General features: G+C 73.8%; 23 protein-coding genes. 4 read left to right on the forward strand and 19 right to left on the reverse strand.

Annotated elements, in window-relative coordinates:
• Positions 1 to 8 precede the first annotated feature (8 nt).
• Positions 9 to 998: a threonine ammonia-lyase gene (locus tag ABZ806_RS30245; protein WP_500220828.1), complete on the reverse strand. Its 990-nt coding sequence runs from the start codon at positions 996 to 998 to the stop codon at positions 9 to 11.
• Positions 999 to 1,245: 247 nt separating this feature from the next.
• Here ABZ806_RS30245 and ABZ806_RS30250 point away from each other — a divergent pair, with 247 nt between their 5' ends.
• Positions 1,246 to 1,449: a BldC family transcriptional regulator gene (locus tag ABZ806_RS30250; protein WP_021593176.1), complete on the forward strand. Its 204-nt coding sequence runs from the start codon at positions 1,246 to 1,248 to the stop codon at positions 1,447 to 1,449.
• A 125-nt stretch (positions 1,450 to 1,574) separates the two neighbouring features.
• On the opposite strand, the gene ABZ806_RS30255 is transcribed toward ABZ806_RS30250, so the two are convergent.
• From ABZ806_RS30255 to ABZ806_RS30295, 9 genes are all read right to left on the reverse strand, one after another.
• The gene (locus ABZ806_RS30255) at positions 1,575 to 1,865 is read right to left on the reverse strand and encodes a hypothetical protein (protein ID WP_500220829.1); all 291 of its coding nucleotides are present in this window, start codon (positions 1,863 to 1,865) and stop codon (positions 1,575 to 1,577) included.
• Positions 1,866 to 1,900: 35 nt separating this feature from the next.
• A complete protein-coding gene (locus tag ABZ806_RS30260) occupies positions 1,901 to 2,905 on the reverse strand; it encodes a hypothetical protein (RefSeq protein ID WP_500220830.1) in 1,005 nt (334 codons plus the stop codon).
• 113 nt (positions 2,906 to 3,018) lie between these two features.
• Positions 3,019 to 4,032 carry a c-type cytochrome biogenesis protein CcsB gene (gene ccsB / locus ABZ806_RS30265; RefSeq protein WP_500220831.1) on the reverse strand — a complete coding sequence of 338 codons (1,014 nt, stop codon included), beginning with the start codon at positions 4,030 to 4,032 and terminating at the stop codon, positions 3,019 to 3,021.
• 4 nt (positions 4,033 to 4,036) lie between these two features.
• Entirely contained in the window at positions 4,037 to 5,773 is a 1,737-nt protein-coding gene (gene resB, locus ABZ806_RS30270) for a cytochrome c biogenesis protein ResB (protein ID WP_500220832.1), read from the reverse strand.
• A gap of 1 nt (position 5,774) precedes the next feature.
• Positions 5,775 to 6,518: a cytochrome c biogenesis CcdA family protein gene (locus ABZ806_RS30275; protein ID WP_500220833.1), complete on the reverse strand. Its 744-nt coding sequence runs from the start codon at positions 6,516 to 6,518 to the stop codon at positions 5,775 to 5,777.
• A 13-nt stretch (positions 6,519 to 6,531) separates the two neighbouring features.
• Entirely contained in the window at positions 6,532 to 7,122 is a 591-nt protein-coding gene (locus ABZ806_RS30280; protein ID WP_500220834.1) for a TlpA family protein disulfide reductase, read from the reverse strand.
• 46 nt (positions 7,123 to 7,168) lie between these two features.
• Positions 7,169 to 7,807, reverse strand: a complete 639-nt coding sequence (locus ABZ806_RS30285) for a histidine phosphatase family protein (protein WP_500220835.1) — start codon at positions 7,805 to 7,807, stop codon at positions 7,169 to 7,171.
• An 83-nt stretch (positions 7,808 to 7,890) separates the two neighbouring features.
• Positions 7,891 to 9,756, reverse strand: coding sequence for a serine/threonine-protein kinase (locus tag ABZ806_RS30290; protein ID WP_500220836.1), 1,866 nt, complete (start codon positions 9,754 to 9,756; stop codon positions 7,891 to 7,893).
• A 68-nt stretch (positions 9,757 to 9,824) separates the two neighbouring features.
• Positions 9,825 to 10,763 carry a LysR family transcriptional regulator gene (locus ABZ806_RS30295; protein WP_500220837.1) on the reverse strand — a complete coding sequence of 313 codons (939 nt, stop codon included), beginning with the start codon at positions 10,761 to 10,763 and terminating at the stop codon, positions 9,825 to 9,827.
• A gap of 72 nt (positions 10,764 to 10,835) precedes the next feature.
• Here ABZ806_RS30295 and ABZ806_RS30300 point away from each other — a divergent pair, with 72 nt between their 5' ends.
• Both ABZ806_RS30300 and ABZ806_RS30305 read left to right on the forward strand, forming a co-directional pair.
• Positions 10,836 to 11,765: an EamA family transporter gene (locus ABZ806_RS30300; protein WP_500220838.1), complete on the forward strand. Its 930-nt coding sequence runs from the start codon at positions 10,836 to 10,838 to the stop codon at positions 11,763 to 11,765.
• Position 11,766: 1 nt separating this feature from the next.
• A complete protein-coding gene (locus ABZ806_RS30305; protein WP_500220839.1) occupies positions 11,767 to 12,618 on the forward strand; it encodes a dihydrodipicolinate synthase family protein in 852 nt (283 codons plus the stop codon).
• 28 nt (positions 12,619 to 12,646) lie between these two features.
• On the opposite strand, the gene hemL is transcribed toward ABZ806_RS30305, so the two are convergent.
• On the reverse strand, positions 12,647 to 13,942 hold the full coding sequence (gene hemL, locus ABZ806_RS30310; protein ID WP_500220840.1) for a glutamate-1-semialdehyde 2,1-aminomutase: 1,296 nt from the start codon (positions 13,940 to 13,942) through the stop codon (positions 12,647 to 12,649).
• 100 nt (positions 13,943 to 14,042) lie between these two features.
• Between hemL and ABZ806_RS30315 the strand changes: the two genes are divergently transcribed.
• Positions 14,043 to 15,725: a serine/threonine-protein kinase gene (locus tag ABZ806_RS30315; RefSeq protein ID WP_500220841.1), complete on the forward strand. Its 1,683-nt coding sequence runs from the start codon at positions 14,043 to 14,045 to the stop codon at positions 15,723 to 15,725.
• Between the two features lie 49 nt (positions 15,726 to 15,774).
• Here ABZ806_RS30315 and ABZ806_RS30320 read toward each other — a convergent pair whose 3' ends face one another.
• The 8 genes from ABZ806_RS30320 to ABZ806_RS30355 form a co-directional block, all read right to left on the reverse strand.
• Positions 15,775 to 16,425 carry a bifunctional DNA primase/polymerase gene (locus tag ABZ806_RS30320; protein WP_500220842.1) on the reverse strand — a complete coding sequence of 217 codons (651 nt, stop codon included), beginning with the start codon at positions 16,423 to 16,425 and terminating at the stop codon, positions 15,775 to 15,777.
• Between the two features lie 133 nt (positions 16,426 to 16,558).
• Positions 16,559 to 17,542, reverse strand: coding sequence for a porphobilinogen synthase (hemB, locus tag ABZ806_RS30325; RefSeq protein WP_500220843.1), 984 nt, complete (start codon positions 17,540 to 17,542; stop codon positions 16,559 to 16,561).
• 21 nt (positions 17,543 to 17,563) lie between these two features.
• On the reverse strand, positions 17,564 to 19,135 hold the full coding sequence (locus ABZ806_RS30330; protein ID WP_500220853.1) for a bifunctional uroporphyrinogen-III C-methyltransferase/uroporphyrinogen-III synthase: 1,572 nt from the start codon (positions 19,133 to 19,135) through the stop codon (positions 17,564 to 17,566).
• Between the two features lie 104 nt (positions 19,136 to 19,239).
• Positions 19,240 to 20,145 carry a hydroxymethylbilane synthase gene (hemC, locus tag ABZ806_RS30335; RefSeq protein ID WP_500220854.1) on the reverse strand — a complete coding sequence of 302 codons (906 nt, stop codon included), beginning with the start codon at positions 20,143 to 20,145 and terminating at the stop codon, positions 19,240 to 19,242.
• Positions 20,146 to 20,189: 44 nt separating this feature from the next.
• Positions 20,190 to 21,692, reverse strand: a complete 1,503-nt coding sequence (locus tag ABZ806_RS30340; protein WP_500220844.1) for a glutamyl-tRNA reductase — start codon at positions 21,690 to 21,692, stop codon at positions 20,190 to 20,192.
• A 94-nt stretch (positions 21,693 to 21,786) separates the two neighbouring features.
• Positions 21,787 to 22,527 (reverse strand): redox-sensing transcriptional repressor Rex, encoded by a 741-nt coding sequence (locus ABZ806_RS30345; RefSeq protein ID WP_500220845.1) that lies wholly within the window; start codon positions 22,525 to 22,527, stop codon positions 21,787 to 21,789.
• A gap of 309 nt (positions 22,528 to 22,836) precedes the next feature.
• Positions 22,837 to 23,112, reverse strand: a complete 276-nt coding sequence (locus ABZ806_RS30350) for a glutaredoxin family protein (RefSeq protein WP_500220846.1) — start codon at positions 23,110 to 23,112, stop codon at positions 22,837 to 22,839.
• Position 23,113: 1 nt separating this feature from the next.
• A complete protein-coding gene (locus ABZ806_RS30355) occupies positions 23,114 to 24,418 on the reverse strand; it encodes a putative quinol monooxygenase (RefSeq protein WP_500220847.1) in 1,305 nt (434 codons plus the stop codon).
• Positions 24,419 to 24,586: the final 168 nt, after the last annotated feature.

The following is a 24,586-nucleotide window of genomic DNA, read 5'->3' on the forward strand; positions in this document are numbered from 1 at the left end:
GGGTGCGGTCACCGCAGAACGTCCAGGAAGAGGGCCGGGTCCACGTTGCCGCCGGACAGGATCGAGACGTAGCTGCGGCCCGCCGGGAGTTCGGCGCGGTGGTACAGGTAGGCGGCGGTGGCGACGGCGCCGGCCGGTTCGGCGATGAGGCGGGCCTCGCGGGCGAGGCGGCGCATCGTGCGGCGGATCTCGTCCTCGGTGACGGTGACGACGGCGTCCACGTGGGCCTGGATGTGCGCGAACGGGAGGTCGCCGACCTGCTGGACGCGCAGGGCGTCGGCGATGGTGCGGCCGGTCTTCTCCGCGTCCCAGCAGACCGGGCGGCCCGCGGCCATCGAGTCGCGTGCGTCGGCGGCGAGCTCCGGTTCGACGCCGATGACCCTCGCCTCGGGGCGCAGCGCCTTGACGGCGGCGGAGACGCCGGCGATGAGGCCGCCGCCGCTGACCGGGACGAGCACGACGTCGACGTCCGGCCGGTCGCGGACGATCTCCAGCCCGGCGGTGCCCTGCCCGGCGATGACCCGCGCGTCGTCGTAGGGCGGGATCAGCGCGAAGCCGTGCGCGGCGGCGAGCTTGTCGGCGGTCTCGGCGCGGGCCTGCGCGGTCGGCTCCACGTAGACGACCTCGGCGCCGAGCGCGACGCACCGCTCGACCTTGACGGCGGGGGTGGTGTGCGGCATGACCAGCACGGCCTTGCTGCCGAGGGCGCGGGCGGCGTAGGCGACGGCCTGCGCGTGGTTGCCGCTGGAGTGGGTCACCACGCCGGCCGCGCGCTCGGCGGCGCTGAGGGCGGAGATCGCGGCGTAGGCGCCGCGCAGCTTGAAGGCGCCGATCGGCTGCAGCGACTCGGCCTTCACCAGCAGCGCCGGCTCCTCGGGGGCGCCGGCCGGGGCGGGTGCGGGGTCGCGGGGGAACGGGACGAGCGGGGTCCGGACGGCGACACCGGCGATGCGCTCGGCGGCCCGTTCGATCTCCGGCAGCGAGACTAGATCGGACATGGTCTCGAAGACTACTTCGGCCGCCGCGAAGGGGCGCGCGGGGGCGCGTTTCCGGGGTTACATGGCAGGTCAAACGGGGTCAGTGTGGACGCTGCGCCACGGGTGGCGAACACTCAGCGCGATCGCTCCTGCTCGGGAAACTACGGTCGGTGATCTTTTCCGAAAACAAGGGAGAAATCGGTCTTGACCCGCCACACTGTTAAACAGTCCACCCGCGCCGAGAGCGGGACAAAGGGGGAGAGAAAACGTGGAGAGCACGAGCGAGCGCCTGCTGACCCCGGGGGAGGTCGCCGCCCTCTTCCGGGTCGACCCGAAGACGGTCACCCGGTGGGCCGCCGCCGGCCGGATCAGCAGCATCCGCACTCCGGGGGGCCACCGGCGCTTCCGCGAGTCCGAGGTGCACGCGCTGCTGCGCGGCGAAGAGCCCGTCGCCGAGCATTCGGCCCGCTGACGCTCTGGCCGCCCGGACCGCCGCGCCACGGATCGGTCCCTCCAGCCGGGCGGCCGGAGTCGTCCCGCACACCGGTGCCCCGCGCGGGGCTCGCGCTCAGTCCCCCCGAGCTCAGTCCCCCGCGCTCAGTCCTCCGCATCCCCCTTCCACTCCTCGAACCGCTGCAGCAGGTCGGCGTCCTCGTCCCGCCAGCGGCGCCGCCGGTCCGCCATCTCCTCCTCGGTGAGCGACTCGCCGAGGAGCCGGTCGTAGTCGGGGTCCCCCGGCCCGATCTCGACGTAGGCGTCGGCGATGATCCGCCCCTCGCGCGCCGCCGGCCCGGCCGCGGCCTCGGCCTCGGCATCGGAGACGACCGGTTCGGAGACCACGCTGTGCGGAACCCGGAGCGTGCCGTCGGGGAGCCGGATCACGTACATCGTCGATCACCCTCGCCGTCTGCCATCGCAGTGTCCTAGATCCCGTACCTGCGGTTGAAGAAGAGCATGACCTCTAGGGCCGTCCTGATGTTGCCGGCGAGCATATCCACGAGCGCGGGCCGCTGCCGGGAGGAGATCGCGGCGAACGCGTCGGCGAAGAACTCGCGGCGGCCGAGCGCGTCCGGCTGCTTGTGGAACGCGCTCGCCAGGTGCGGGCGGCACTCCTCGTACAGCCGGCGGAAGGCGGGGCTGTCGGACGTCCACTCGCCGTCGTCGCCGTCGATGTCGTCGAGGGCGTGCCCGACCTCGTGCAGCATCACGTCGGGCGTCGGGGACGGCCGGTCCCCCACGACGATCTTGCGGTCGCCGTAGGCGCCGGCGCAGATGTCCCAGGTGGCGCGGCCGGACGGCAGCGGACGGTCGCGCAGGTGGCCCATGTCGTCGAGCTGCGGGACGCCGCCGGGCCCCACGTAGATGCCGTCGAGCCCGGCCGCGAGCTTGTCCTTCAGCGGCTCGGGCAGCGACGCCAGGCTGTCCACGGCGCCGATGACCTCGGCTGTCGGCGGCCCGTCCCGGACGTCCCACTGCCGGACCATGACGCTCTCCAGCACGCCGCAGTTGCGGCGGCCGTCGGCGGCGTGCGGCATGCCCGGCGGGTACGGCTCGACGCGGAGCCGGTCGTCCTCCAGCTCGAAGTCGCTCCAGGAGTAGTCGGCGGTGCGCGGCCGCCCGTGCACGCGCCGCGCCAGCCTGCCGGTCAGCCCGCGCGGGCCGCCCGCCGTGTCGACGGCTTCCGGCCCGGCGGCGTCCGGCCCCGGCGCGGCGAAGCCGTCGTCACGGCCGGCCTTGCGGAACCGGCCGAAGCGGTCGCGCGGCTGGTTGCTGCGCGGCCGCACCTGCCCCGAGTCGGGCGGGGACGGCGCGTAGGCGACCTCCTGCCGGCGCTCGTCGCGGGCCGCGTCGGCCCGCAGCCGGCCGCCGTGCGGCGCCTCCCGGGTCCGCTGCTCCCGGGGTTTGCGGTGGACGCCTTTGAAGCGCATCGGGCTCCTCTGTCTGCGGGCCCCGTGGACGTCGAGCGGCGTGCGCGCCGGACCGGGCCCCGCAGGCAGGGTAAGCCGGAACCCGACACGCCGTCATCCCCCGAGTATTGCGCCTAAGCGTAGGAGTGCAGGCCGGAGAACATGTAGTTGACGCCGAAGAAGTTGAACAGCAGCGCGGCGAACGCGACCAGCGACAGGATCGCGGCCTTGCGGCCCTTCCAGCCCGCGGTCGCGCGAGCGTGCAGGTACGCGGCGTAGATGATCCAGGTGATGAAGGACCAGATCTCCTTCGGGTCCCAGCCCCAGTAGCGGCCCCACGCCTGGTCGGCCCAGATCGCGCCCATGATGATCGCGGCCGTCCAGATCGGGAACGCGAACATCGTGACGCGCATCGACAGCCGGTCGAGGGTGTCCGCCGACGGCATCCGGGACAGGACGCCGCCCGCCGCGACTCCGCCGCGCGTCTCCGCGCGGTCCCGCACCAGGTACAGGATGGTCGCGGCGCCCGCCACCGTGAACGAGCCGGTCGCGATGATCGCCGCGGTCACGTGGATGGCGATCCAGTAGGAGTTCAGCGCCGGGCTGACCGGGCCCACCGAGTCGTACAGCCAGATGTTGGCGACGCCGAGCGCGACGACGGCGGCGGCCATGACGAACGCGCCGAGGAACCGCGCCTTGTAGCGGAACATCACGACGACGAACGCGGTGACGGCGGCGAACGCGATCGCGGTGAGGAACTCGTACATGTTCCCCCACGGCCACCGGTTCGCGGCCAGCCCGCGCGTCACCAGGACGCCCAGGTGCGCGCCCCAGCCCAGCACGTTCAGCAGCACGGCCAGGCTCGCCCAGTCGATGCGGGCGCGCTCGGAACCGCTCTCGTCCGCCGCCGTGCCGGCCGCGTCCGCCGTCTGCGCGGTGGCCGCGGCGCCGGTGGCGCTCTTCGCGCCGGCCGCGCCGACCAGGACCTTCGCCTGCTCCTTCTCGGTCACGGCCTGCTCGCCGCCGGCCACCGCGCGGCGACGGCCGAAGCCGAGGTCGGCGGCGTAGGCGACCAGCGCGACGATGTACAGCACGACGGTGGTCAGCATGAGCTTGTCGCTCAGGGTCGCCAGGTCGGCGTTGCTCACCTCGTCACTCCTTCGGTTCGGGGGCCGACCCGGATTCCTGATCGGCGCCGGGGTCGATCTCGCCGGGCTCGGGACCGGGCTCGGGCTCTGGACTGGGCTCGGGCTCTGGACTGGGCTCGGGGTCGGGTCCGGGCTCCGGGCCGGGTCCGTCCCGCGGACCCGGCTCGTCCTCCGGACCGCGCAGCGCGGTCACGATGTCGTCGAACTCCGAGGTCGGGTTCCCCAGCGTGAGACCGCCGACCTCGACCACCGTACGCCCGCCCTCTCCGGCGCTCGCACGGACCCACACCCGGCGCCGCCGGACCATGAACGAGGTCGCCACGCCGAGCACCGCGAGGATGGAGGCGATCAGGGCGGGGATGCGTCCGGGGTCGCGGTTGACCGACAGGCTCGTCCACTCCCTGAGCCCGTCGAACGTGATGGAGCCGGCGTCGCCGGGCAGCTTGAACGTCTCGCCCGGCTCCAGCAGCTTCTGCCCGCCCTTGACCGGCTGGAGCGTCTTGCCGATGCCCTCCAGCTTGTAGACGGACTGGGGGGTGCCCGCGTCCAGCCCGATGTCGCCCTTGAAGGCGGTGACCGTGACGACCGGGCGGAGCGGCGCCGGGAACGCCGACACGATCTGCTTGCCGTCCTCGCTGGCGGCCGCGGTCGGCCACAGGATCGCGTAGAAGGCGAGTTGGTCGGGCTCGGCGTCGGGGGCCTTGATGACGCCCTCGGACGTCAGGTTGCGCGGCTCCATCTCCAGGAACGGCACCGAGTCCTCGAACGCGACGTTGCCCTTGGCGTCCCGGACGGTGAACACGGGCGCGTAGCCGTGGCCGAGCAGGTACACCTTCGCGCCGCCGACCTTCAGCGGATGGTTGATCCGCAGGTCGTAGGGCTTCTCCGCGTCACCCGGGCTCGACCGGTAGTGCATCTTCGCGGTGAACTCGGTGGCCTGGCCGCGCTTGGCGCCCTGGGTCTCGTACTCCGCCTTGAAGTCGTCCAGCCGGATGGTGAAGGGGGCCAGCTCGCCGTTGCGGAACGCGCGCCCCGGCTGGAACTGGTCGTACAGGCCCAGCGAGTTCGCGAACGTCTTGCCCTCGGTCAGCAGGACGTTGCCCCGGTAGCCGAGCAGGTTGCCGAGGCCGAGCGCGAACAGCAGCGCGAGCAGCGCCAGGTGGAACAGCAGGTTGCCGGACTCGCCCAGGTAGCCCTTCTCGGCGGACGCGGCGCCGCCGTCGACGTCCACCCGGAACCGGCGCCCGCGCAGCACCGTGCGGGCCTCGGCGAGGACCTCGTCCGGGGACGCGTCGGTCTCGTACGTCGCCGTCTGCGGCAGCCGGCCCAGGTTGCGCGGCGCGGCCGGCGGACGGGCCCGCATCGACTTGTAGTGCTTGACCGCGCGGGGCAGGACGCAGCCCGCCAGCGACACGAACAGCAGGATGTAGATCGCCGCGAACCAGGGCGCGGCGAACACGTCGAACATCGAGAGCTTGTCGAGCCACGGGCCGAGCGTCTTGTGCTCGTCCAGGTAGGCGACGACCTTCTCGGGCGCCTGGCCCCGCTGCGGCAGGACCGACCCCGGCACCGCGCCGAGCGCCGTCAGGAACAGCAGGATCAGCGCGGTGCGCATCGTGGTGAGCTGCCGCCAGCCCCAGCGCAGCCAGCCGAACGGCCCGATCCCCTTGGGGCGCGGCACCTCCGCGGGCGCCTGCCGCGCGGCGGGTGCCTCGGTACCGGTCTCGGTTGTCTCAGTCATCTCAAATCACCGGTTCGAAGCCGCTGATCCACGACTTCAGCTCGATGGTCAGGTCCCCCCACAGGCCGCTCACCAGCAGCACCCCGATGAGGACGAGCATCCCCCCGCCGATCCGCATGACCAGGGGGTAGTGGCGCTTCACGGCGCTGAACGCGCCGAGCGCCCTGCGGTAGGCGATCGCGGTCGCGACGAACGGCAGGCCGAGGCCGAGGCAGTACGCCAGCGACAGCAGCGCGCCCCGCCCGGCGCTGGCCTCGGTGATCGCCAGGCCCTGCACGGCGCCGAGGGTCGGCCCGATGCAGGGCGTCCAGCCGAGTCCGAACAGGAGGCCGAGCAGCGGCGCGCCGGCGAGGCCCGCCGCCGGCAGGCGCCCGGATTTCACCGTCCGCTGCAGGCCGGGGATCAGCCCCATGAACGCGAGGCCGAACACGATCGTGACGACGCCGAGGACGCGGGTGATCGTGTCCTGGTACTCCAGCAGCCACCGGCCGAGGCCGCCGAAGACGACGCCGTAGCTGACGAACACGACGCTGAAGCCCGCGATGAACAGCAGCGCGCCGGCGAGGAGCCGCCCGCGCCGCTGCTCGGCGAGGTCGGCGCCGGTCATCCCGGTCACGTACGACAGGTAGCCGGGGACCAGCGGCAGGACGCACGGCGAGGCGAACGAGACGAGCCCGGCGAGGGCCGCGAGCGGCGCCGCCGCCACCAGCGACCCGTTGACGACCGTCTCGTTGACCGTGCTCACGCCGCCGCCGTGTTCACTTCTCCGCCACGACCTTGGCGACCAGGGGGTTCAGCTTGGAGTAGGTCGTCGCGCCGATGATGCGGGCGGCGACGCGGCCCTGCCGGTCCAGCACGAGCGTGCTCGGGATCGCGCTCGGCGGCACCTCCCGGAACGCCAGCGTGACCTGGCCGTCCGCGTCGAACAGCGACGGGTAGGTCACCTTGAACTTGCGCTCGAACGCCTGCGCGTTGGCCTTGGAGTCCTTGAAGTTGACGCCGACGAACTCGACGCCCTCGGCCTTGCGCTCGGTGTACACCTGCTCCAGCGACGGCGCCTCGCCCCGGCACGGCGCGCACCACGACGCCCAGAAGTTGACGACGACGACCTTGCCCTTCAGCTCGGAGAGCTTGAACGGCTTGCCGTCGAGGTGCTCCCCGGTGACGTCCTGGACGCTCTTGCGGTCGCCGGGCGCGTACCGCGTCATGTTCCCGTCGCCGGAGATGAACCTGTTGTCGGCACCGTCCGGCCCGCTCCCGGCGGCACCCGTCCCGGCGCAGCCCGCGAGCAGGCCGCACAGGGCGACGGCGGCCGCGGCGGCGCGCAGTGGGGAGACTCGGGGGTTCACTGGACCCTCCTACTACTACAGGACGTAGTACAACCTAGCGGTGCGGTCAGGCACCGGCGACACTGGGTCCCCTCGCGATGCCGGCGGCGGGCTCGCAGTAGGTCACCTCGACCAGCCGGCTGCCCTGGAACGTCAGGCTCGTCAGGCTGGCGAGGCCGCACTCGCGCCGGCTCGGGTGGTGCCACAGCCGGCGGTGCTCGGCGTGCAGCCGCAGGATCCAGATCGGCAGCTGGTGGCTGACGCACACGGCCTCGTGGCCGCGCGCCGCCTCCCGCGCCCGGATCACGGCGGCGCGCATCCGCGCGGCGAGCCCCTTGTACGGCTCGCCCCAGGACGGCTTGAAGGGGTTGACCAGGTGCCGCCAGTGCTCGGGGCGGCGCAGCGAGCCGGCCCCGGCCCCGAACGTCAGCCCCTCGAAGTGGTTGTCGGCCTCGATCAGACGATCGTCCACGGTCACCGGGAGGTCGAGCGAGTCCGCGAGCGGCGCCGCCGTCTCCAGCGCCCGCTGCATCGGTGAGGAGAAGAGCGCGGTCACGTCCCGGTCGGTGAACCATTTCGCGGCGGCCTTCGCCATGAGGACGCCGTCCTCGCTGAGCCGGTACCCGGGCAGCCGCCCGTACAGGACGCCCTCGGGATTGTGCACTTCACCGTGCCGGAGCAGGTGAACGATCGTCGTGTCAGTCATCGCCGGTCAGGTTACCCGCGCCGCGCGCCTGGACGGTCCCCGGCCCGGACCGCCCGGACGGGGCGGACGGGCCGGCGCGGGGCTCAGATGCGGGTGGCGTCGACGTACCCGGCGATGCGCCGGGCGGCGTCGTCGAGGACGGCCGCCGGCGGTTTCGCGTCCGCCAGCTGCTGGACGAACCAGAACACCAGCGCCGACTTGCAGATGTCGGCGTTCACCGCCGGGGCGACGCAGCTGATCGGCGCGGCCACGCCCCGCGCGGACAGGACGGCCACCTCCGCCTTCACGGCGGGCGACGCCGGGAGATCGTCGGTGCCCGGCCCGCGGGTGATCATGGCCTGGACGCCGGGGACGCCCGTCTCCAGCATCTCCCAGTTGCCCAGGATGCTCGTGCACTCGTTGCCCTGCGCGCGTTCCCGGTCCGCCTGCGCGGACTCCGGGAAGTACTGGCACAGCTGGCTCCGGATCCCGCCGATCGATCCCTGCCAGACCTGGGTGACCTGCGCCGTCCCGAAGTCGCCGATCGTGCTGGAGCCGCCGTTCGCGCCCATCGACCCCTCGCACTCGACCCCCGCGGGACCGATCAGCAGCCCCTGGCCGGACCGGTACACGGCGGCGTTCTTCGGCAGCTTGACCTGGGCCGGGAGCGTCACCTTCGCGGGGCCTTCGGGCGGGGGGAGGTCCGCGCCCGGCGCCCGCGTGACGCACGGCCGCACGTCCGCGACGTTGGCCGCGGCCTGCACCGTCGCGGACGGTCGCGGCTCCGGATCCTGCTTGGTGACCAGCGTGATCGTGAGCGCGCCCGCGCCGACGACCACGACCGTCCCGGCGGCGGCGGCCGTCAGCCCGGCGCCGGTGCCGAAGAACGCCTTGATCGCCGCAGCCGCACCGACCTTGCCCGCGGCCGAGGCCGTCCCGGCCGCGGAGGCCCCGGCCCCGGCGGCGCCCGCCCCGGCCGCGCCCGCCCCGGCCGCGCCCGCTCCGGCGGCACCTGCTCCCGCTGCTCCGGCCGCTCCGGCCGCTCCGACGGCGCCGGCCGCGGTGCCCGCGGCGCCCGGCAGCAGCCAGGCGGCGAGCGGGAACAGCGCCGCGAGCGCGACGGCGCCCGCCGACAGGGCGCGCACGCCCTGCGCCTCCCAGTTCCGGCCGTAGGCCGCCTGGGCGGTGCGCTCCAGGTCGTCCACGAAGGCCGCCGCCCCCGCCGGGCGCTCCTCCGGCGCCTTCGCCATGCCGCGCTCGACGAGCGGGCGCAGCGCCTCCGGCACGGCGTCGATCGGGACCTCGCCGGTCAGGTGGGCCCGCATCAGCTCGGCGCGGGTCCCGGCGTAGGGCCGGTGCCCCGTCACGCACTCGACGAACACGCAGGTCGCCGCGTACACGTCCGACGCGGGCGTGGCGACGTGCCGGCTCCACTGCTCGGGCGCCATGTAGTAGGGGGTCCCGGCGCCGCCCGCCTCCTGCCCGCTGGGGGCCGCGATGCCGAAGTCGACGAGGCGGCTCCGCCCGTCCGCCGGGACGACGACGTTCGCGGGCTTGTAGTCGCGGTGGACGACGCCGACCGCGTGCGCGGCGGCGAGCCCCAGCAGCGAGCCCTTGAGGACGGCCAGCGCCGCCTCCGGGCCGAGCGCGCCGTGCCGCTCCAGCAGCTCCTTCAGGGAGACGCCGTCGACGGCCTCCATGACGATCGCGGCCGTGTCCGGCCCCTCGACGAGCCGGAACAGCCGCGCCACGTGCGGGCTGCCGGCCCGGCCGAGCATCAGGGCCTCGTGGCGCAGCCGCTCCCGGTCGGCCTCGTCCGCCCGGACGGCCAGGTACTTGATCGCCACCGGCGTGCCGGACGGCTCGTGCCGGGCCAGCACGACCCGCCCCTGCGCGCCGGCGCCGAGCTCGCGCACCTCGGTGTACCCGTCGACCCGCCACTGCTCGCCGACCCGCCGGTCCCCGTCCACGTGCCCCTCCGCAAGTCCATGATCGTGATGAACTTACCGAACAGCGGTTTTTGCGGCGACTTGTCCGATCAGCCCGGCACCCCCACCACCGGCGCATCATCGGCGAGGGCGTCTGTGGGGACGGCGGCGCGTAGGGCGCTGACGACTGCGCGGATTGCCGGGCGTCGCGCCGCCTCCTCCCGCCACACCGCGTAGACCCGGCGCGACAGGGGCTCCGACAGCGGCACGATCGCCACGCCGGGCGGCACGTCGCAGCGGCCGAGGCGCGGCAGGATCACGTTGCCGAGCCCCACCGCGACCAGGGCCAGCTGCGTCGCGAACTCGTAGGCCATGTGGTCGATGCTGGGTTCGCTGTCGACGGCGCGGAGCGTGCGCAGGAGCCAGTCGCAGCAGATGCTGTCCGGCACGGAGCTGATCCACGGGTCGCCGGCCAGCTCCTTGAGGTCGATCGTGTCGCGCCCGGCGAGCGGGTGGTCGCCGGGCAGCGCCACGTCCGCGACGTCGTGGCAGATCACGCCCTTGTGCAGGCCCTCGGGCAGCGGCAACGGCTCGTTGTTCCAGTCCTGGACGACGGCCATGTCGAGGTCGCCGCGCAAGACCAGCGGCATGCTGCGCAGCGGGTCCTCCTCGCGGAGCCGGACGCGCAGGTCGGGGTGGTCGGCGCGGAGCGCGCGCAGCGCCGCCGGCATCAGCCCGCGCACGGCCGTGGGGAACGCGGCGACGGTGAGCCGGCCGACGACCGAGCCGCGGTGCGCCTCCAGGTCGGCCTGCGCCTGCTCGACGAGGGACAGGATCCGCTCGGCGTGCGCGACGAGGAGGTCGGCGGCGTCGGTCAGCCGGACGCCCCGGCCATTGCGTTCGAGCAGCTTCTGCCCGGTCTCGCGCTCCAGCTTGGCGAGCTGCTGGGAGACGGCGGACGTGGTGACGTGCAGGACGTCGGCGGCGGCGCTGACCGAGCCGTAGGTCGCGACCGCATGCAGGGCGCGCAGCCGTTCCAGATCAAGCATGAAGCAATACTAAATCGAGAAGTCAAGAATTTCTCGCTTGTCCTAAAGCCAGTATTTCGTGACGATCGGGACATGAGACCGCGCCACGTCCTGCTGGCCACCGTGATCGCGGCGCTGTGGGGGTTCAACTTCGTCCCGATCAAGGTGGCGCTGGAGGACTTCCCGCCGCTGCTGATGGCCGCGCTGCGGTTCACGGCCGCGGCGGTGCCCGCGGTGTTCCTCGTCCGCCGGCCGCCCGTCGCCGCGCGCTGGTTCGTGCTGATCGGCGTGCCGCTCGGCGTCGGCCAGTTCGGGCTGCTGTTCCTCGGCATGAACATGGGCATGCCGGCGGGGCTGGCGTCGGTCGTCCTCCAGGTGCAGGCGATCTTCACGGCGCTGTTCGCGGGCGTGCTGCTGCGCGAGCGGCTCGGCGCCCGGCAGATCGCGGGGATGGCCGTCGCGTTCGCCGGGGTCGCCCTGCTCGGCGTGGCGCAGGCCGAGGGCGGCTCGCCCATCGCGGCGTTCCTGATGTGCCTCGGCGGCGCCGCCGGCTGGGGGCTCGCGAACGTCGGCATGCGCCGGATGAACCAGGTCACCGAGCAGCCGGTCGACGCGTTCGGGTTCATGGTGTGGATGTCGCTGGTGCCGCCGGTCCCGCTGCTCGTCCTGTCGCTGATCTTCGAGGGGCCGGGGGCGCTGCCGGACGCGGCTCGGCACCTGTCGGTCGCCGGGGTCGCCTCGCTCGCGTTCATCGCCTACGTCGCGACGCTGTTCGGCTTCGGTGCGTGGGGATGGCTGATGCGCCGGTACGAGGCCGGGACGGTCGCCATGTACTCGCTGCTCGTGCCGCCGTTCGGGCTCGTGTCGGCGGCCCTGCTGCTCGGCGAGCACGTCAGCACGACGCGGCTGACCGGCGCCGCACTGATCATCGCCGGGGTCGCCGCCGGGAGCGTCCGGCTGCCGTCCCGGCCGCGACTCACGCCCGCGCGGACGGCCCCCGCCCCGACCAACGAGGTGACCTGACATGCACGGAATCCACGCTTCGCTCGTCACGCCGTTCACCCGCTCCGGCGCGGTGGACGCGAAGTCGCTCGAACGGCTCGCCGCCCACTGCCTCGGCAACGGGGTGGACGGCCTGGTCGCGCTCGGCACCACCGGCGAGGCCGCCCTGCTCGCCCCGGGCGAGGAGCGGACGGTCCTGGAGGTGTGCCGCGCCGTCTCCGACGACGCCGGGACACCGCTGATCGTCGGCGCCGGGACGATGGGCACCGAGGACTCGATCCGGCAGGCCCGCGAACGGGCCGACTTCGCCGACGCGCTGCTCATCGTCGTCCCGTACTACCTGCGCCCGTCGGACGAGGCCGTCGTCGACCACTTCGCCGCCATCGGCGCGGCGGTCGACGTCCCGCTCGTCCCGTACAACATCCCGTACCGGACGGGGAAGCAGCTCGGCGCCGAGACCCTGCTCAAGATCCTGGCGCTCGACTGCGTCGCCGGCATGAAGCACTGCGCGGGCGGCATCGACGCGGACACGCTCACGATGCTGGCGTCCAACCCCGGCAAGGCGGTGCTGTGCGGGGACGACGCGTACATCTACCCGATGCTGCGCCTCGGCGCGGCCGGGGGCGTCGCCGCGTGCGCGTGCCTCGCGCCGTCCGCCTACGCCTCAGTGCTCGGTGGGACGGCGGACGCGCTGGCGACGCACAACAAGCTGCTCCCGATGGTGGAGGCGCTGTTCGGCGAACCGGCTCCGGCCGTCCTCAAGGCGTGCCTGGCCGAGATCGGGCTCATCGACGACCCGGCGGTGCGCGCACCGCTGCGCGCACCGCGTCCCGAGTCGGTCGCCGCGGCCATGCGGGCGTTTCAAGCCCTCTAGCAGCCGAGCCCTCTAGCGGCCAGGCCCGCTAGGACGACGCCTGCGCCGCCGCGCGGGCCGCGTGCGGGAGGGCGTCCAGGACGCGTCCCAGCGCCTCCTCGTCGTGCGCGGCGGACAGGAACCACACCTCGTACGCCGACGGCGGCAGGTACACGCCGCGGTCCAGCGCCGCGTGGAAGAACGCGGCGTACGCCTTGGAGTCCTGGCGCTGCGCGGCGGCGAAGTCGCCCACCGGCGCCGCGCTGAAGAAGACCGAGAACAGGTTGCCGGCGTTCTGCACCGAGTGCGGGACGCCCTCCCGCTCCAGCGCCTCCGACGCGGCCTTCGCCACGATCCCCGCCGACCGGTCGATCGCCGCGTACACCTCGTCGGTGGCGTTCCGCAGCGTGGCGAGCCCGGCGGCCGTGGCCAGGGGGTTCCCCGACAGGGTGCCCGCCTGGTAGACGGGGCCGGCGGGGGCGAGGCGGTCCATGATGTCGGCGCGCCCGCCGAACGCGGCGGCGGGCAGCCCGCCGCCCATCACCTTCCCGAACGTCATCAGGTCGCCCGCCACGCCCTCGATCCCGAACCAGCCGGACCGGGACGCGCGGAACCCGGTCAGCACCTCGTCGATCACCAGCAGCGCGCCGTACCGCTCGCACAGCCGCTTCAGCAGCGCGTTGAAGTTGTCCAGCGGCGGCACCACGCCCATGTTGCAGGGGACGGCCTCGGTGATGACGCACGCGATGTCGGTGCCGTGCTCGTCGAACGCCGTCTCCGCCGCGGCGACGTCGTTGTACGGGAGGATCAGCGTGTCCGCGGTGGTCGCGCCGGTCACACCCGGCGTGTCGGGCAGCCCGAACGTCGCGACCCCCGATCCGGCGGCGGCGAGCAGGGAGTCGACGTGCCCGTGGTAGCAGCCCGCGAACTTCACGATCTTGGTGCGTCCGGTGAAGCCGCGCGCCAGCCGGATGGCCGACATCGTCGCCTCCGTCCCGGAGTTGACCAGCCGGACCCGGCCCGCCGGCGTCCGCGACACGATCTCCTCGGCGAGCTCCACCTCGCCCTGCGTCGGCGCGCCGTAGGACGTGCCGCGGCCCGCCGCGTCCCGCACCGCCTCGACCACGGCCGGGTGCGCGTGCCCGAGGATCAGCGGGCCCCACGAGCACACCAGGTCGACGTAGGTGTTCCCGTCGGCGTCGGTCAGGTACGGGCCGCGCCCGGACGCCATGAAGCGGGGCGTCCCGCCGACGGCGCCGAAGGCCCGCACCGGGGAGTTGACGCCGCCGGGGACGACCTCGGCGGCGCGGTCGAACAACTGCTGGGAGCGATCGATACCAGTCACGTTTTCAGTCTCTCAGTTGCAGTTCGGCGACTTGCCTTGACCTCGCGCCGCGCGGGCCGATATTCCACCAAGTACGACATCGGAGGGATGGGCTTTCAACGTGGTTGACGGCTGGACGGTCCCGGGCTTCACCCACGAGCGGGAGCTGGGCGACGGAGCCTCGGGCCGGGTGGTGCTGGCGGTCGATGACCAGACCGGCACGAAGGTCGCGATCAAGTACCTCGACGGCGCGCTCGCGGCCGACGAGGCGTTCCTCGCGCGCTTCCGCGCGGCGGCGCGCCCGCTGTCGCAGCTCGAGGACCCCAACGTGGTCGATTTCTACGACTTCGTGGAGTCCGCGGACGGCGCGGCGATCGTGATGCAGTGGGTCGAGGGCGTCAGCGTGCGCCGGGTGCTGGCCGCGCAGGGCCCCGCCGGGCCGCTCGCGGCGCTGTCGATGCTCGGCGGGCTGCTGCTCGGCCTCGCCGCCGCGCACGAGCGCGGCGTCGTGCACGGCGCGCTCCGCCCGGCGAACGTCCTGCTGGACGGCGACGGCAACGCGCTGCTCACCGACTTCGCGACCGCGCCCGCCGGCACCGAGGTGCGGTTCGGCGCGCAGTACGCGGCACCGGAGCTGTGGGACGGCGAGCCCGCCACCATCGCCACCGACCTGTACGCCGCCACCGCGATCTTCTACGAGGCGCTCACCGGGCGGCCCCCGTACGCGGGCCGGAACATGGCGCGGCTGCACCGCGAGGCGCCGATCCCGGCCGACGAGGTCCCCGGGCCGCTGCGCGCGCTCGTCCACCAGGGCCTCGCCAAGGAGCCGGCGGGGCGGCCGAAGACCGCCGCCGACCTCCTCGGCGCGCTGGAGGACGCGGCCGTCTCCGCCTACGGGCCGTCCTGGGAGGCGCAGGGCCGCGGCCGGCTCACCGAGCTCGCCGGGCAGGCCGCGCTGCAGCCGGAGCCGCCGAAGCCGAAACCGGCCCGCAGCAGCGGCCGCAACCCGGTCGTCGCCGGCAAGCAGCCCGGCGGCGGCCGGTCCCGTACCCCCTGGGTGCTCGCGGCCGTCGCCGTCCTGGTCGTCGCCGGGGGCGGCGCGGGCGCCGCGACGCTGCTGAAGAAGGACGACAAGAAGCCGCCGCCCGACCCGGCACCGGCGCAGAGCAGCACCCCGCAGCCGACGCTGCCCGCCGGCGGCGTCGACCCGACACCGCTCATCGCGCAGATCGACCAGGCCGTCGCGAACGCGCCCGGCGCTGCGTTCAGCTACCGGCAGACCGGCTGCTGCGGGTTCCCCGTCAGCAGCCGCGGCACGTTCACGCTGGAGGGCGGGCAGGCGTCCTACTCGATGACGGTCGCCGGGTCCGGGTCCGCCCGCAAGGCGATGCCCGCCGTCGTCGTCCAGGACCGGCTCTACCTGCGGGTGGGCAAGAAGTGGAAGCCGTCCGCGTTCGGCGGGCGCGGCTACCCGGTGCTGGCCGACCAGGTCCGGCGGGGCAGCTCCGTCGCGAACCTGACGACGCTGCTGCGGTCGGCGACCAGGCTCACCCGGTCGGGCGCGATCTACGAGGGCGAGGCGCCGGCGGCGCAGCTGGCGCAGGCGCCCGGCCTCGGCCCCATGTACGCGCGGATGGCGCAGGCGACCGGCGCCCAGCAGATCGCCTTCGCCATCAAGCTCGACGCGGGCCACCGCCCGGTCAAGTTCTGGGTCCGCGCGGGTGAGGAGAAGGGCCGCAACCAGATGCAGCGCGGCTCCTACTCCAAGTGGGGCGCGAAGCCCGCCATCAAGGCCCCGCGCTAGCCCAGGCGGGGCTCAGCGGGGCTCAGGAGGCTCAAGGGCTCAGCGGGGCTCAGGCGGCCTCGCAGGCGTCCACGAGGACCTCCAGGAGGCGCAGCGGGTCCGGCAGCGGCTCCCGCGCGGGCGGCCGCAGCCAGGCGACCTCGCGCCCGTGCGGCAGCACGGACGGCGGCGCGACGATGTAGCTGTCGCGGCAGTGCCAGCGCATGCCCGGCGTGTCGGCGACGTCCTCGGGCAGCGTGTCGAGGTGGCACGACCACCACTCGTCCTCGTCGACGGGCGCGCCGCGGGTCGCGACGAAGAACAGGTGCCGCTCGCCCCCGAACGACGCGACCGGACCGACGGGAACGTCCTCCCGCTCGATCCGGTCGAGGGCGATGGCGCCGGCGGCCGCCGGGACGTCGAACACGTCGAAGACCCGGCCCGTCGGCAGGATGATGTTCGCCTCCGGGCGTTTCACCCACCAGCGTTCGATCACCTCGGGATCGACGCTCGCCTGGTGCGCCCACGCCGCCGATACCGGATGCGCGCCCGGGTCGGGACACCCGATCCGGTCGCACGAACACGCCCGGTCGGCGCCGACGTGCGCGCCCGGAAAACTGGGCCACCCGAACCCGGCGTACTCCCGCGCCGCCGCCGCCATCCGGTTCCGTGCCGCCCTCTGCCGCCTGTGCCCCGTGACCGCCAGCATCTCGCCCCCCATGTATCCCAAGGTCGCGCGTGGGTTCCTGGTTACCGATGATGCCCGCCGCCGTCACGCCCAGACACGGCAACCCCCGGTAAACGACCCTAAGTAACTAGAGCGCGTCCCGACCGCCCCCGGGACAACCGGCAGGTCAGCGCAGCCTGCGAGCCGCCTCCGTGGCCCAGTAGGTGAGGACGATGTCGGCGCCGGCGCGGTGGATGGAGGTCAGGGACTCCATGATGGTGCGCTCGCGGTCGATCCAGCCCTTCTCGGCGGCGGCCTCGATCATCGCGTACTCGCCGCTCACCTGGTAGGCGGCGACGGGCACGTCCACGGTGTCGCGGACGCGGCGGACGACGTCGAGGTAGGCGCCGGCCGGCTTCACCATGACCATGTCGGCGCCCTCGTCGAGGTCGAGGAGGACCTCGCGGAGCGACTCGTCGGTGTTGGCCGGGTCCTGCTGGTGGGTGGAGCGGTCGCCGAACTGGGGCGCGCACTCGGCGGCCTCGCGGAACGGGCCGTAGTAGGCGGACGCGTACTTCACCGAGTACGCGAGGATCGCGGTGTCGGTGTGGCCCGCCCGGTCGAGGGCCGTCCTGATCGCGCCGACCTGGCCGTCCATCATGCCGGACGGGCCGACGACCGCCGAGCCCGCCGCGGCCTGCGCCAGCGCGATGGAGGCGTACCGCTCCAGGGTCGCGTCGTTGTCGATCTCGCCGGACTCGGTGACGATGCCGCAGTGCCCGTGGTCGGTGTACTCGTCCAGGCACAGGTCCGTCATGAGCACGGTCGCGTCGCCGAGGTCGGACGCCAGGTCGCGCAGCGCCCGCTGGACGATGCCGTCCGGGTCGTCGGCGGCGGACCCGGTGCCGTCCTTCTGCGCCGGGACGCCGAACAGGATGATCCCGCCGACGCCGGCCTCGGCCGCCTCGTGCGCGGCCTTGCGCAGGCTGTCCAGGGTGTGCTGGAACACGCCGGGCATCGACGAGACCGGCTGCGGCCCGGCGATGCCCTCCTTGACGAACATCGGCAGGACGAGGTCCGCCGGTGCGAGCCGCGTCTCGGCGACCAGCCGGCGGAGCGCGGGCGTGCGGCGCAGCCGCCGCGGGCGCGCGACGGGGAACTGTGCGGACATGGAATACCTCTGGGTCGTCGGCTACTTGCGGCGCCGGGCCCCCCGGCGCATCTGACTGGGCTTGCGGAGCGGGTCCCCCGCCTCGATCTGGGCCGCCCGCCGGTTCGCACCGTACTCCGCGAGCGCCTCGGCGAGGGCCGATACGGACGGCTTGTCCGCCATGGCGTCGACGCGGAGCCCGTACTCCTGCGCGGTCTTCGCCGTCTGCGGGCCGATCACCGCGATCACCGTCACGTTGTGCGGCTTGCCGGCGATCCCGATCAGGTTCTTCACCGTGGACGACGAGGTGAACAGCACCGCGTCGAACCCGCCGCCCTTGATCGCCTCGCGGATCGGCGCGGGCGGCGGCGCGGCCCGGACCGTCCGGTAGGCGGTCACGTCCTCGCACTCCCAGCCGAGCTCGGTCAGCCGGGCGATGAGGACGTCGGTGGCGATGTCGGCGCGCGGCAGCAGCACCCGGTTGATCGGGTCGAGGTCCTCGTCGTAGGGCGGCCACTCGGCGGCCAGGCCCTCGCCGGACTGCTCCCCGGCCGGGACGAGGTCGGGCTGCACGCCGAACTCGACCAGCGCGGCGGCGGTCTGCTCGCCGACCGCGGCGACCTTCAGCCCGGCGAACGCGCGGGCGTCCAGGCCGTAGTCGGTGATCTTCTCCCGGACGGCCTTCACCGCGTTGGTGGAGGTGAACACCACCCACTCGTAGCGCCCGGTGACCAGGCCCTTGACGGCCCGGTCCATCTGCTGCGGGGTGCGCGGCGGCTCGACGGAGATCGTCGGGACCTCGTCCGGGACGGCCCCGTACCCGCGCAGCTGGTCCGACAGCGAGGCGGCCTGCTCCTTGGTGCGCGGCACCAGCACCCGCCAGCCGAACAGCGGCTTGGTCTCGAACCAGGACAGCTTGTCGCGCCACTTCACGACGTCCCCGACGATGATCAGCGCGGGCGACTCCATGCCCTTGGTGTCGGACGCGAGCTTGCTCAGCGTCGAGACCACGGTCTCCTGCTCGGTGGTGGTGCCGAGGCTCGTCATCGCGGCGGGGGTGGAGTCGGCGCGCCCGGCCGCGATGAGGCCCTTGGCGACCTCCGCGACCGCGCCCTCCGCGCCGGTGATGACGAGCGTGGCGCCGGAACCGGCGAACGCCTCCCAGTCGACGCCGCCCGCGGCGGCGTCCACGACCCTGACCTCGCGGTGGTCGGGGTCGGTGAGCGGGATGCCCGCGTACCCCGGCACCCCGGTCACGGCGGAGACGCCCGGGACGACCTCGAACGGCACGCCCGCCCTGCGCAGCGCGGCGCCCTCGGCGGCCAGGCCGCAGGCGACCCCCGGGTCGCCGGCGAACATCCGGACGACGCGGCGGCCGGCCTTCGCGGCGCGCACCGCGAGCTTGACCGGGTCGCCCTCGGCGGTGTCGATGATCTCGGCGTCCGCGCGGCAGTGCGCGAGGATGTCGGCGGGGCAGTGCGCGCGGCTGACGATGACGGTGTCGGCGCGTTCCAGCTCGGCGGCGGCGCGCAGCGTCAGCAGGCCCGGATCGCCCGGACCCATGCCGACGATCGCGACCGTCCCCGGATCGGTCGTCCGGCTCGGCGCCGCCACCCGGGCGGCGGCGACCTTGGCGGCGGCCTTGCTCTCAGCGCCCCTGATCTCGGCGGCCCTCGTCTCGGCGGCTCGGGTCTCGGCGGCGCTCTTCGCGGCGGGGCTCAATCGCGCTCCCCCATCAACTGGTCGGCCCCCTGCGCGAGCAGCCGGGCCGCGAGGTCGCGGCCGATCTGCTCGGCGGCATCCGGGTGGCCGCTGGCGGACATCCTGATCTGCCGGCTTCCGTCGATCGCCGCGACGGTCGCCGTCAGATGCAGCTCTTCATCTACTTCGGCAGCGTATGTTCCCACGGGCGCGGAGCAGCCCGCCTCCAGCACCGCGAGGATCGTCCGCTCGGCGGTGACGGCGCGCCGGGTGGCGGCGTCGTCGACCGCGGCGAGCAGCTCGCGGAGGTCGGCGCGGTCGGCGCGGCATTCGAGGGCGAGCGAGCCCTGGCCGGGCGCGGGCAGCATCTGGTCGGTGTCGAAGACCTCGCCGACCTCCGCCAGCCGCCCGATCCGCCGCAGGCCCGCGTGCGCCAGCACGATCGCGTCCAGCTCACCGTCGGTGATCTTGCGGAGCCGGGTGTCGGCGTTGCCGCGGATCGGGACGATCTCCAGGTCCGGGCGGAGCGCGCGCAGCTGCGCCACCCGGCGCGGCGACCCGGTGCCGACGCGGGCGCCGCGCGGCAGGTCGGCCAGCTTGCACGGTCCGCCTTGGGGGTGGCGGGGCGTAGCCATGGGGGTGCAACACAGCGCGTCGCGGGGGTCGTCGCGGCGGGGCGTCGCGGCGAGCGCGATCCCGGGCGTCTCCGAGGTCGGCAGGTCCTTCAGCGAGTGGACGGCGAAGTCCACCTCGCCGGACAGGATCTTGTCACGCAGCGCGTTCACGAACACGCCCGTTCCGCCGATCTGGGCGAGCAGGGCCTTGGAGACATCACCCTGCGTGGTTACCCCGACCAGCTCCACGGCATGCCCCGTCAGCCGCGTCAACGCGTCCGCGACGCCCTGCGACTGCGTCGTCGCCATCAGGCTCTTGCGGGTGCCGAGCCGCAGCGGGCCCTTGCCTGTACTCACGTCTCGTCTCCTTCGCGCGCCGGGACCCGGTCCCGGGCACTGACCGCGCGGACGCTCGCCGCGCGGGCGTTCACCGTCTCCACGTTCACTCCATCGGACGCGCCCGGCGGAACCTCGCTGACCGGCACGGGCGCGGGGCTGACGCAGTCGGCGTCCGCGCACTCGGGTGCGATCGCCGCCGGCGGGTCGTCCTCGCGCAGGTCGGCGCGGGCCACCGCCTCGGGGGCCTTCGGGTCCAGGTCGAACAGCTCGCGCAGCGCGTCGGCGTAGGAGTCGCCGCCCGGCGCCGCCGCCAGTTCCTTGACCCGGACGGTCGGCGCGTGGAGCAGCTTGTCCACCACGCGCCGCACGGTCTGCTCGATCTCCCTGCGGTCCCGGTCGTCCATCCCGGGTATCCGGCCGGCCAGCCGGGTCAGCTCGGCGTCCACCACGCCCGCGGCCTTGCTGCGCAGCGCGACGACGGTCGGCGCGACGGCGGCGGCGCGGGCCGCGCTGAGGAACGCCTCGACCTCCTCGCACACGATCCGGCGGACCGCCTCGACGGCCGCCGGGCCGATCGCCCGCGCGGCCTCCTGCGCGGTGCGCAGGTCGTCCAGCCCGGCGAGCTCGACGCCGTCCAGCTCGCCGACGGACCGCTCGACGTCGTGCGGCAGCGCCAGGTCGAGGAAGAACCGGTTCCGCCCGTCGTCCCCGACGCCGCGCGCCGTCAGCTGCGCGGCCGTGACCACCAGGCCGGTGGCGCCGGTGCAGGACACCACGAGGTCCGCGTCGGCCAGCGCCGCGTCCAGCGCGGACAGCTCGATCGCGGCGGACGGAACGTCCAGCGACTCGGCGAGGCGGACCGCCCGCGCATGCGTGCGGTTGGCGATCACCACCTCGCGCGCTCCCGCGCGGCTCAGCGTGGCCGCGGCCAGCGAGCTCATCGAACCGGCGCCGACCACCAGCGCCCGGACGCCGTCCAGCGGCCCGAGATGCCGGACGGCGACGTCCAGCCCCACGCTGACCAGCGACGCGCCGGCCTGGTCGATGCCGGTCTCGTGGTGGGCGCGCTTGCCCACCCGCAGCGACTGCTGCAGGACGTCGTGCAGGTCGCGGCCGAGCGTGCGCTCGTCCTGCCCGAGCTTGAACGCCTGCCGGATCTGGCCGAGGATCTGCCCCTCGCCGACGACCATCGACTCCAGCCCGCACGCCACCGCGAACACGTGCTGGACGGCCCGCTCCTCGTAGTGGACGTACAGGTGCCGCGACAGGTCGTCCAGCGGGACGCCGGAGTGCAGCGCCAGCAGCTCGGAGATCGCCGAGACGCCGCCGTGGAACTTGTCGACCACCGCGTAGATCTCGACCCGGTTGCAGGTCGAGACGATCGCGGCCTCCGCGATGTTCGCCGAGTCGTGCACCGCGTGCAGCAGCTTCACCAGGTCGTCCCCGGCCACCGCCGCCCGCTCCAGCACCGCGACGGGCGCGCTGCGGTGACTGAGCCCCACCACCAGAATGCTCATGCCCTGACTCCCGCGTCCGCCATGTTGTGGGCTGCCCTGCTGTGGGCTCCGGTTACCCGATCCGCGTCGCCCATGCCCGCCGGCCCTGCGCCGCTCATGCCTCGACCGTCTCCACGTACTGCGCCGTACCCGGCGGCGTGTCCCCCGCGTTGAGCGGCGGGTGGACGTCCGGCCCGCCGGCCTTGCGCTGCTCGTGGAACGCGAGGATCTGCAGCTCGATGGACAGGTCGACCTTGCGCACGTCGACGCCGTCCGGCACCGACAGGACGACGGGCGCGAAGTTCAGCACGCTGGTGACGCCCGCGGCGACCACCCGGTCGCAGACTCCCTGGGCCGCGCCCGCGGGGGTCGCGATCACGGCGATGGAGACACCGTGGTCGGCGATGATGTCCTCCAGCCGGTCGATGTGCTGCACCGTCATGCCGGAGATCTCCTGGCCGACGATGGCCTCGTCCGCGTCGAGCAGGCCCGCGACACGGAACCCGCGGGACGCGAAGCCGCCGTAGCCGGCCAGCGCACGGCCCAGGTTACCGACACCGATGATCGCGACGACCCAGTCCTGGGTGAGGCCGAGCTCGCGGGAGATCTGGTAGACGAGGTACTCGACCTCGTAGCCGACGCCGCGCGTCCCGTACGACCCGAGGTGGGACAGGTCCTTGCGCAGCTTGGCCGAGTTCACGCCGGCCGCGGCGGCCAGCTCCTCGGAGGAGACGGTGGCGACGCCGCGCTCCTGCAGCCCGGTGAGGGCGCGCAGGTACACCGGGAGCCGCGCCACGGTGGCTTCGGGGATGCCGCGGCCCGCTCGGTCGCGGTGCCGGTTCTGTCGAGGTGTCACGGCCTGCTCTTCGGGCTCGACGCTGGGGACGGGGCGGTCGGTGAACCCCTCGCCCCGGCTCGCGCGGCTCGGTAACGGTCTGACGACCGCGGCCCGGCCGCCCCCAGGGCTGGCCACCAGGTTAAGCCTTTGTGAACACGCGCACAAAGTCACCCCCCGGTCGCATGGGCCGGACGGCAGCGCGGAAAGGCCGTCCATCAGGGACTTGCAGGGTACGCCCCGGCAATCCGAATGTCGTTCGGATGTGACCGACAAGACACCTGAAGGCCCGAAAACCCCCCGTCGGGCGGGGACGGCGAGGAGAAGGGATCAGCGGAGCTTGGCGATGGCGGCGCGGAGGCGGGACTCGTCCACGCGCCAGAAGTCGTGCTGGACGCCGTTGATCAGCGTGACCGGGATCTGCTCCCAGTACCGCTCGTAGTCGGCCTCGGACCGGGTGATGTCGCGCTCCTCCCACCGCACCCCGAGGTCGGCGGCGACGCGCTCAATCACCGCGCGGGCGTCCTCGCACAGGTGGCAGCCGGGCTTGCCGAACATCGTGATCACGATGTCGCCGGGCACGTCGCCGGGTACGTCGTCGGGCATGTCACCTCCCGGGGAACTCCGGCGCCGGGAGGGGCACCTTCGCGGCGCCGAGCTTCAGCTCGATCACGTTCGTGGCCAGCACGTGGGTGCGGGAGTCGGCGAGGAACCGGCGCAGGTGCGCCTGCCCGCGGTGCGCGGCGAACGCCGCCTCGTCCCGGAACAGCTGGTAGAAGATCCGCTGCGTGGGGCCGCCGACCACCTCGTGGCAGGCGAAGATCACCGTGTCCGGCTCGGCCGCCAGCGCGGCCTTCACCAGGTCGGCGGCGAGCCGGTCGAAGGCCTCCTCGCGCCCGTCCAGCAGCGTGTAGACGGTGATCTGGCCGCAGGCGTTCGCCAGCTCCCCGCCGCGCGGCGGACCGGCCGGGGCCGGCCGCCCGGCGGGGCCGCCCAGCGGGTCGACGGCGGTGGGCCCGGCGGGGTTGTCGGACGGGAAGCGCAGCTCCTCGACGGCCGGCTCGGGGAACCGCAGCTCGCCGCGGCGCGGGTCCGGCGTCCGCTGCTCGGGGGACGGGGTCGGCGCCGGGACGGGCTCGGCCCTGGCCGGGTACGCCTGCTCCTCGTAGCCGGTCGCGGGCTCGCTCCCGTAGCCGCGGTCGTCCCCGTAGCCGCCCCGGTCGTCGTAGTCGTCGAAGCCCTCGTCATCGTCGTAGACGGGGATCGTGCGCATCGCGCCGTACCAGACCAGCCCGCCGGCGGCGCCGAGCGCGATCACGGCGATCGGCGCGGGCAGGAACCCGCGGGTGCCGCTGACCACCAGGACGCCCGCGAGCGCGACCAGCGCGACCGGGATGAGCAGCTCGGCGGCCTCCTGGTCGCGCTTGCTCGCCAGCCACGCGGTGAGGCCGGTGCAGGCCACCAGGGAGATCACCGCGACGACGTGCGCGCCGTCGATCAGCAGCAGCGGCAGCGCGTCGTAGGTGGAGCTCGGCTTCGGCAGGCTCTTGGACAGCGAGCCCTTGAGCGGGTCCAGGACGAGGATGACCATCGCGACGACCGTGTAGGAGATCGCGAACAGCCAGGCGGCGAACCGCACCTGCACGTACCGCGCGATCAGCTCGATCATGCCGAGCGCGAGCCACACGGGCCCGATCAGCGCGGCGCCGAGTTCCAGGACGCGGAACAGCGGGCCGTTGAACCCCATCATGAACCCGACGGCCATGCACAGCAGCGCGAGCGTCAGCCCGACCTGGGTGAACGACCAGGCGATGAGGTAGAGCAGCCGGTCCTTGTGGGCGCGCTGGATCAGCAACCCGGTGGCCGCCAGGGCACCAAGGGTCGCAAGGAGCGCGAGAAGAGCGTCGACCATCGCGCCTAATGGTGCCCGATGCCGCGAGCGGACGGGTAACCGCGCCGTGATCGGCGCCGATCGGGGCGGGCCGAATAGGGGCGGAAGCACCATGGAACAGGGCATTGCTTCCGTACCTTCCGGTATCTAGAGTGGCAGATCACGCCGGAGGTCGCGTACGCCCCGAGG

The organism is Spirillospora sp. NPDC047418, assembly GCF_040643275.1.
GTDB lineage: Bacteria > Actinomycetota > Actinomycetes > Streptosporangiales > Streptosporangiaceae > Spirillospora.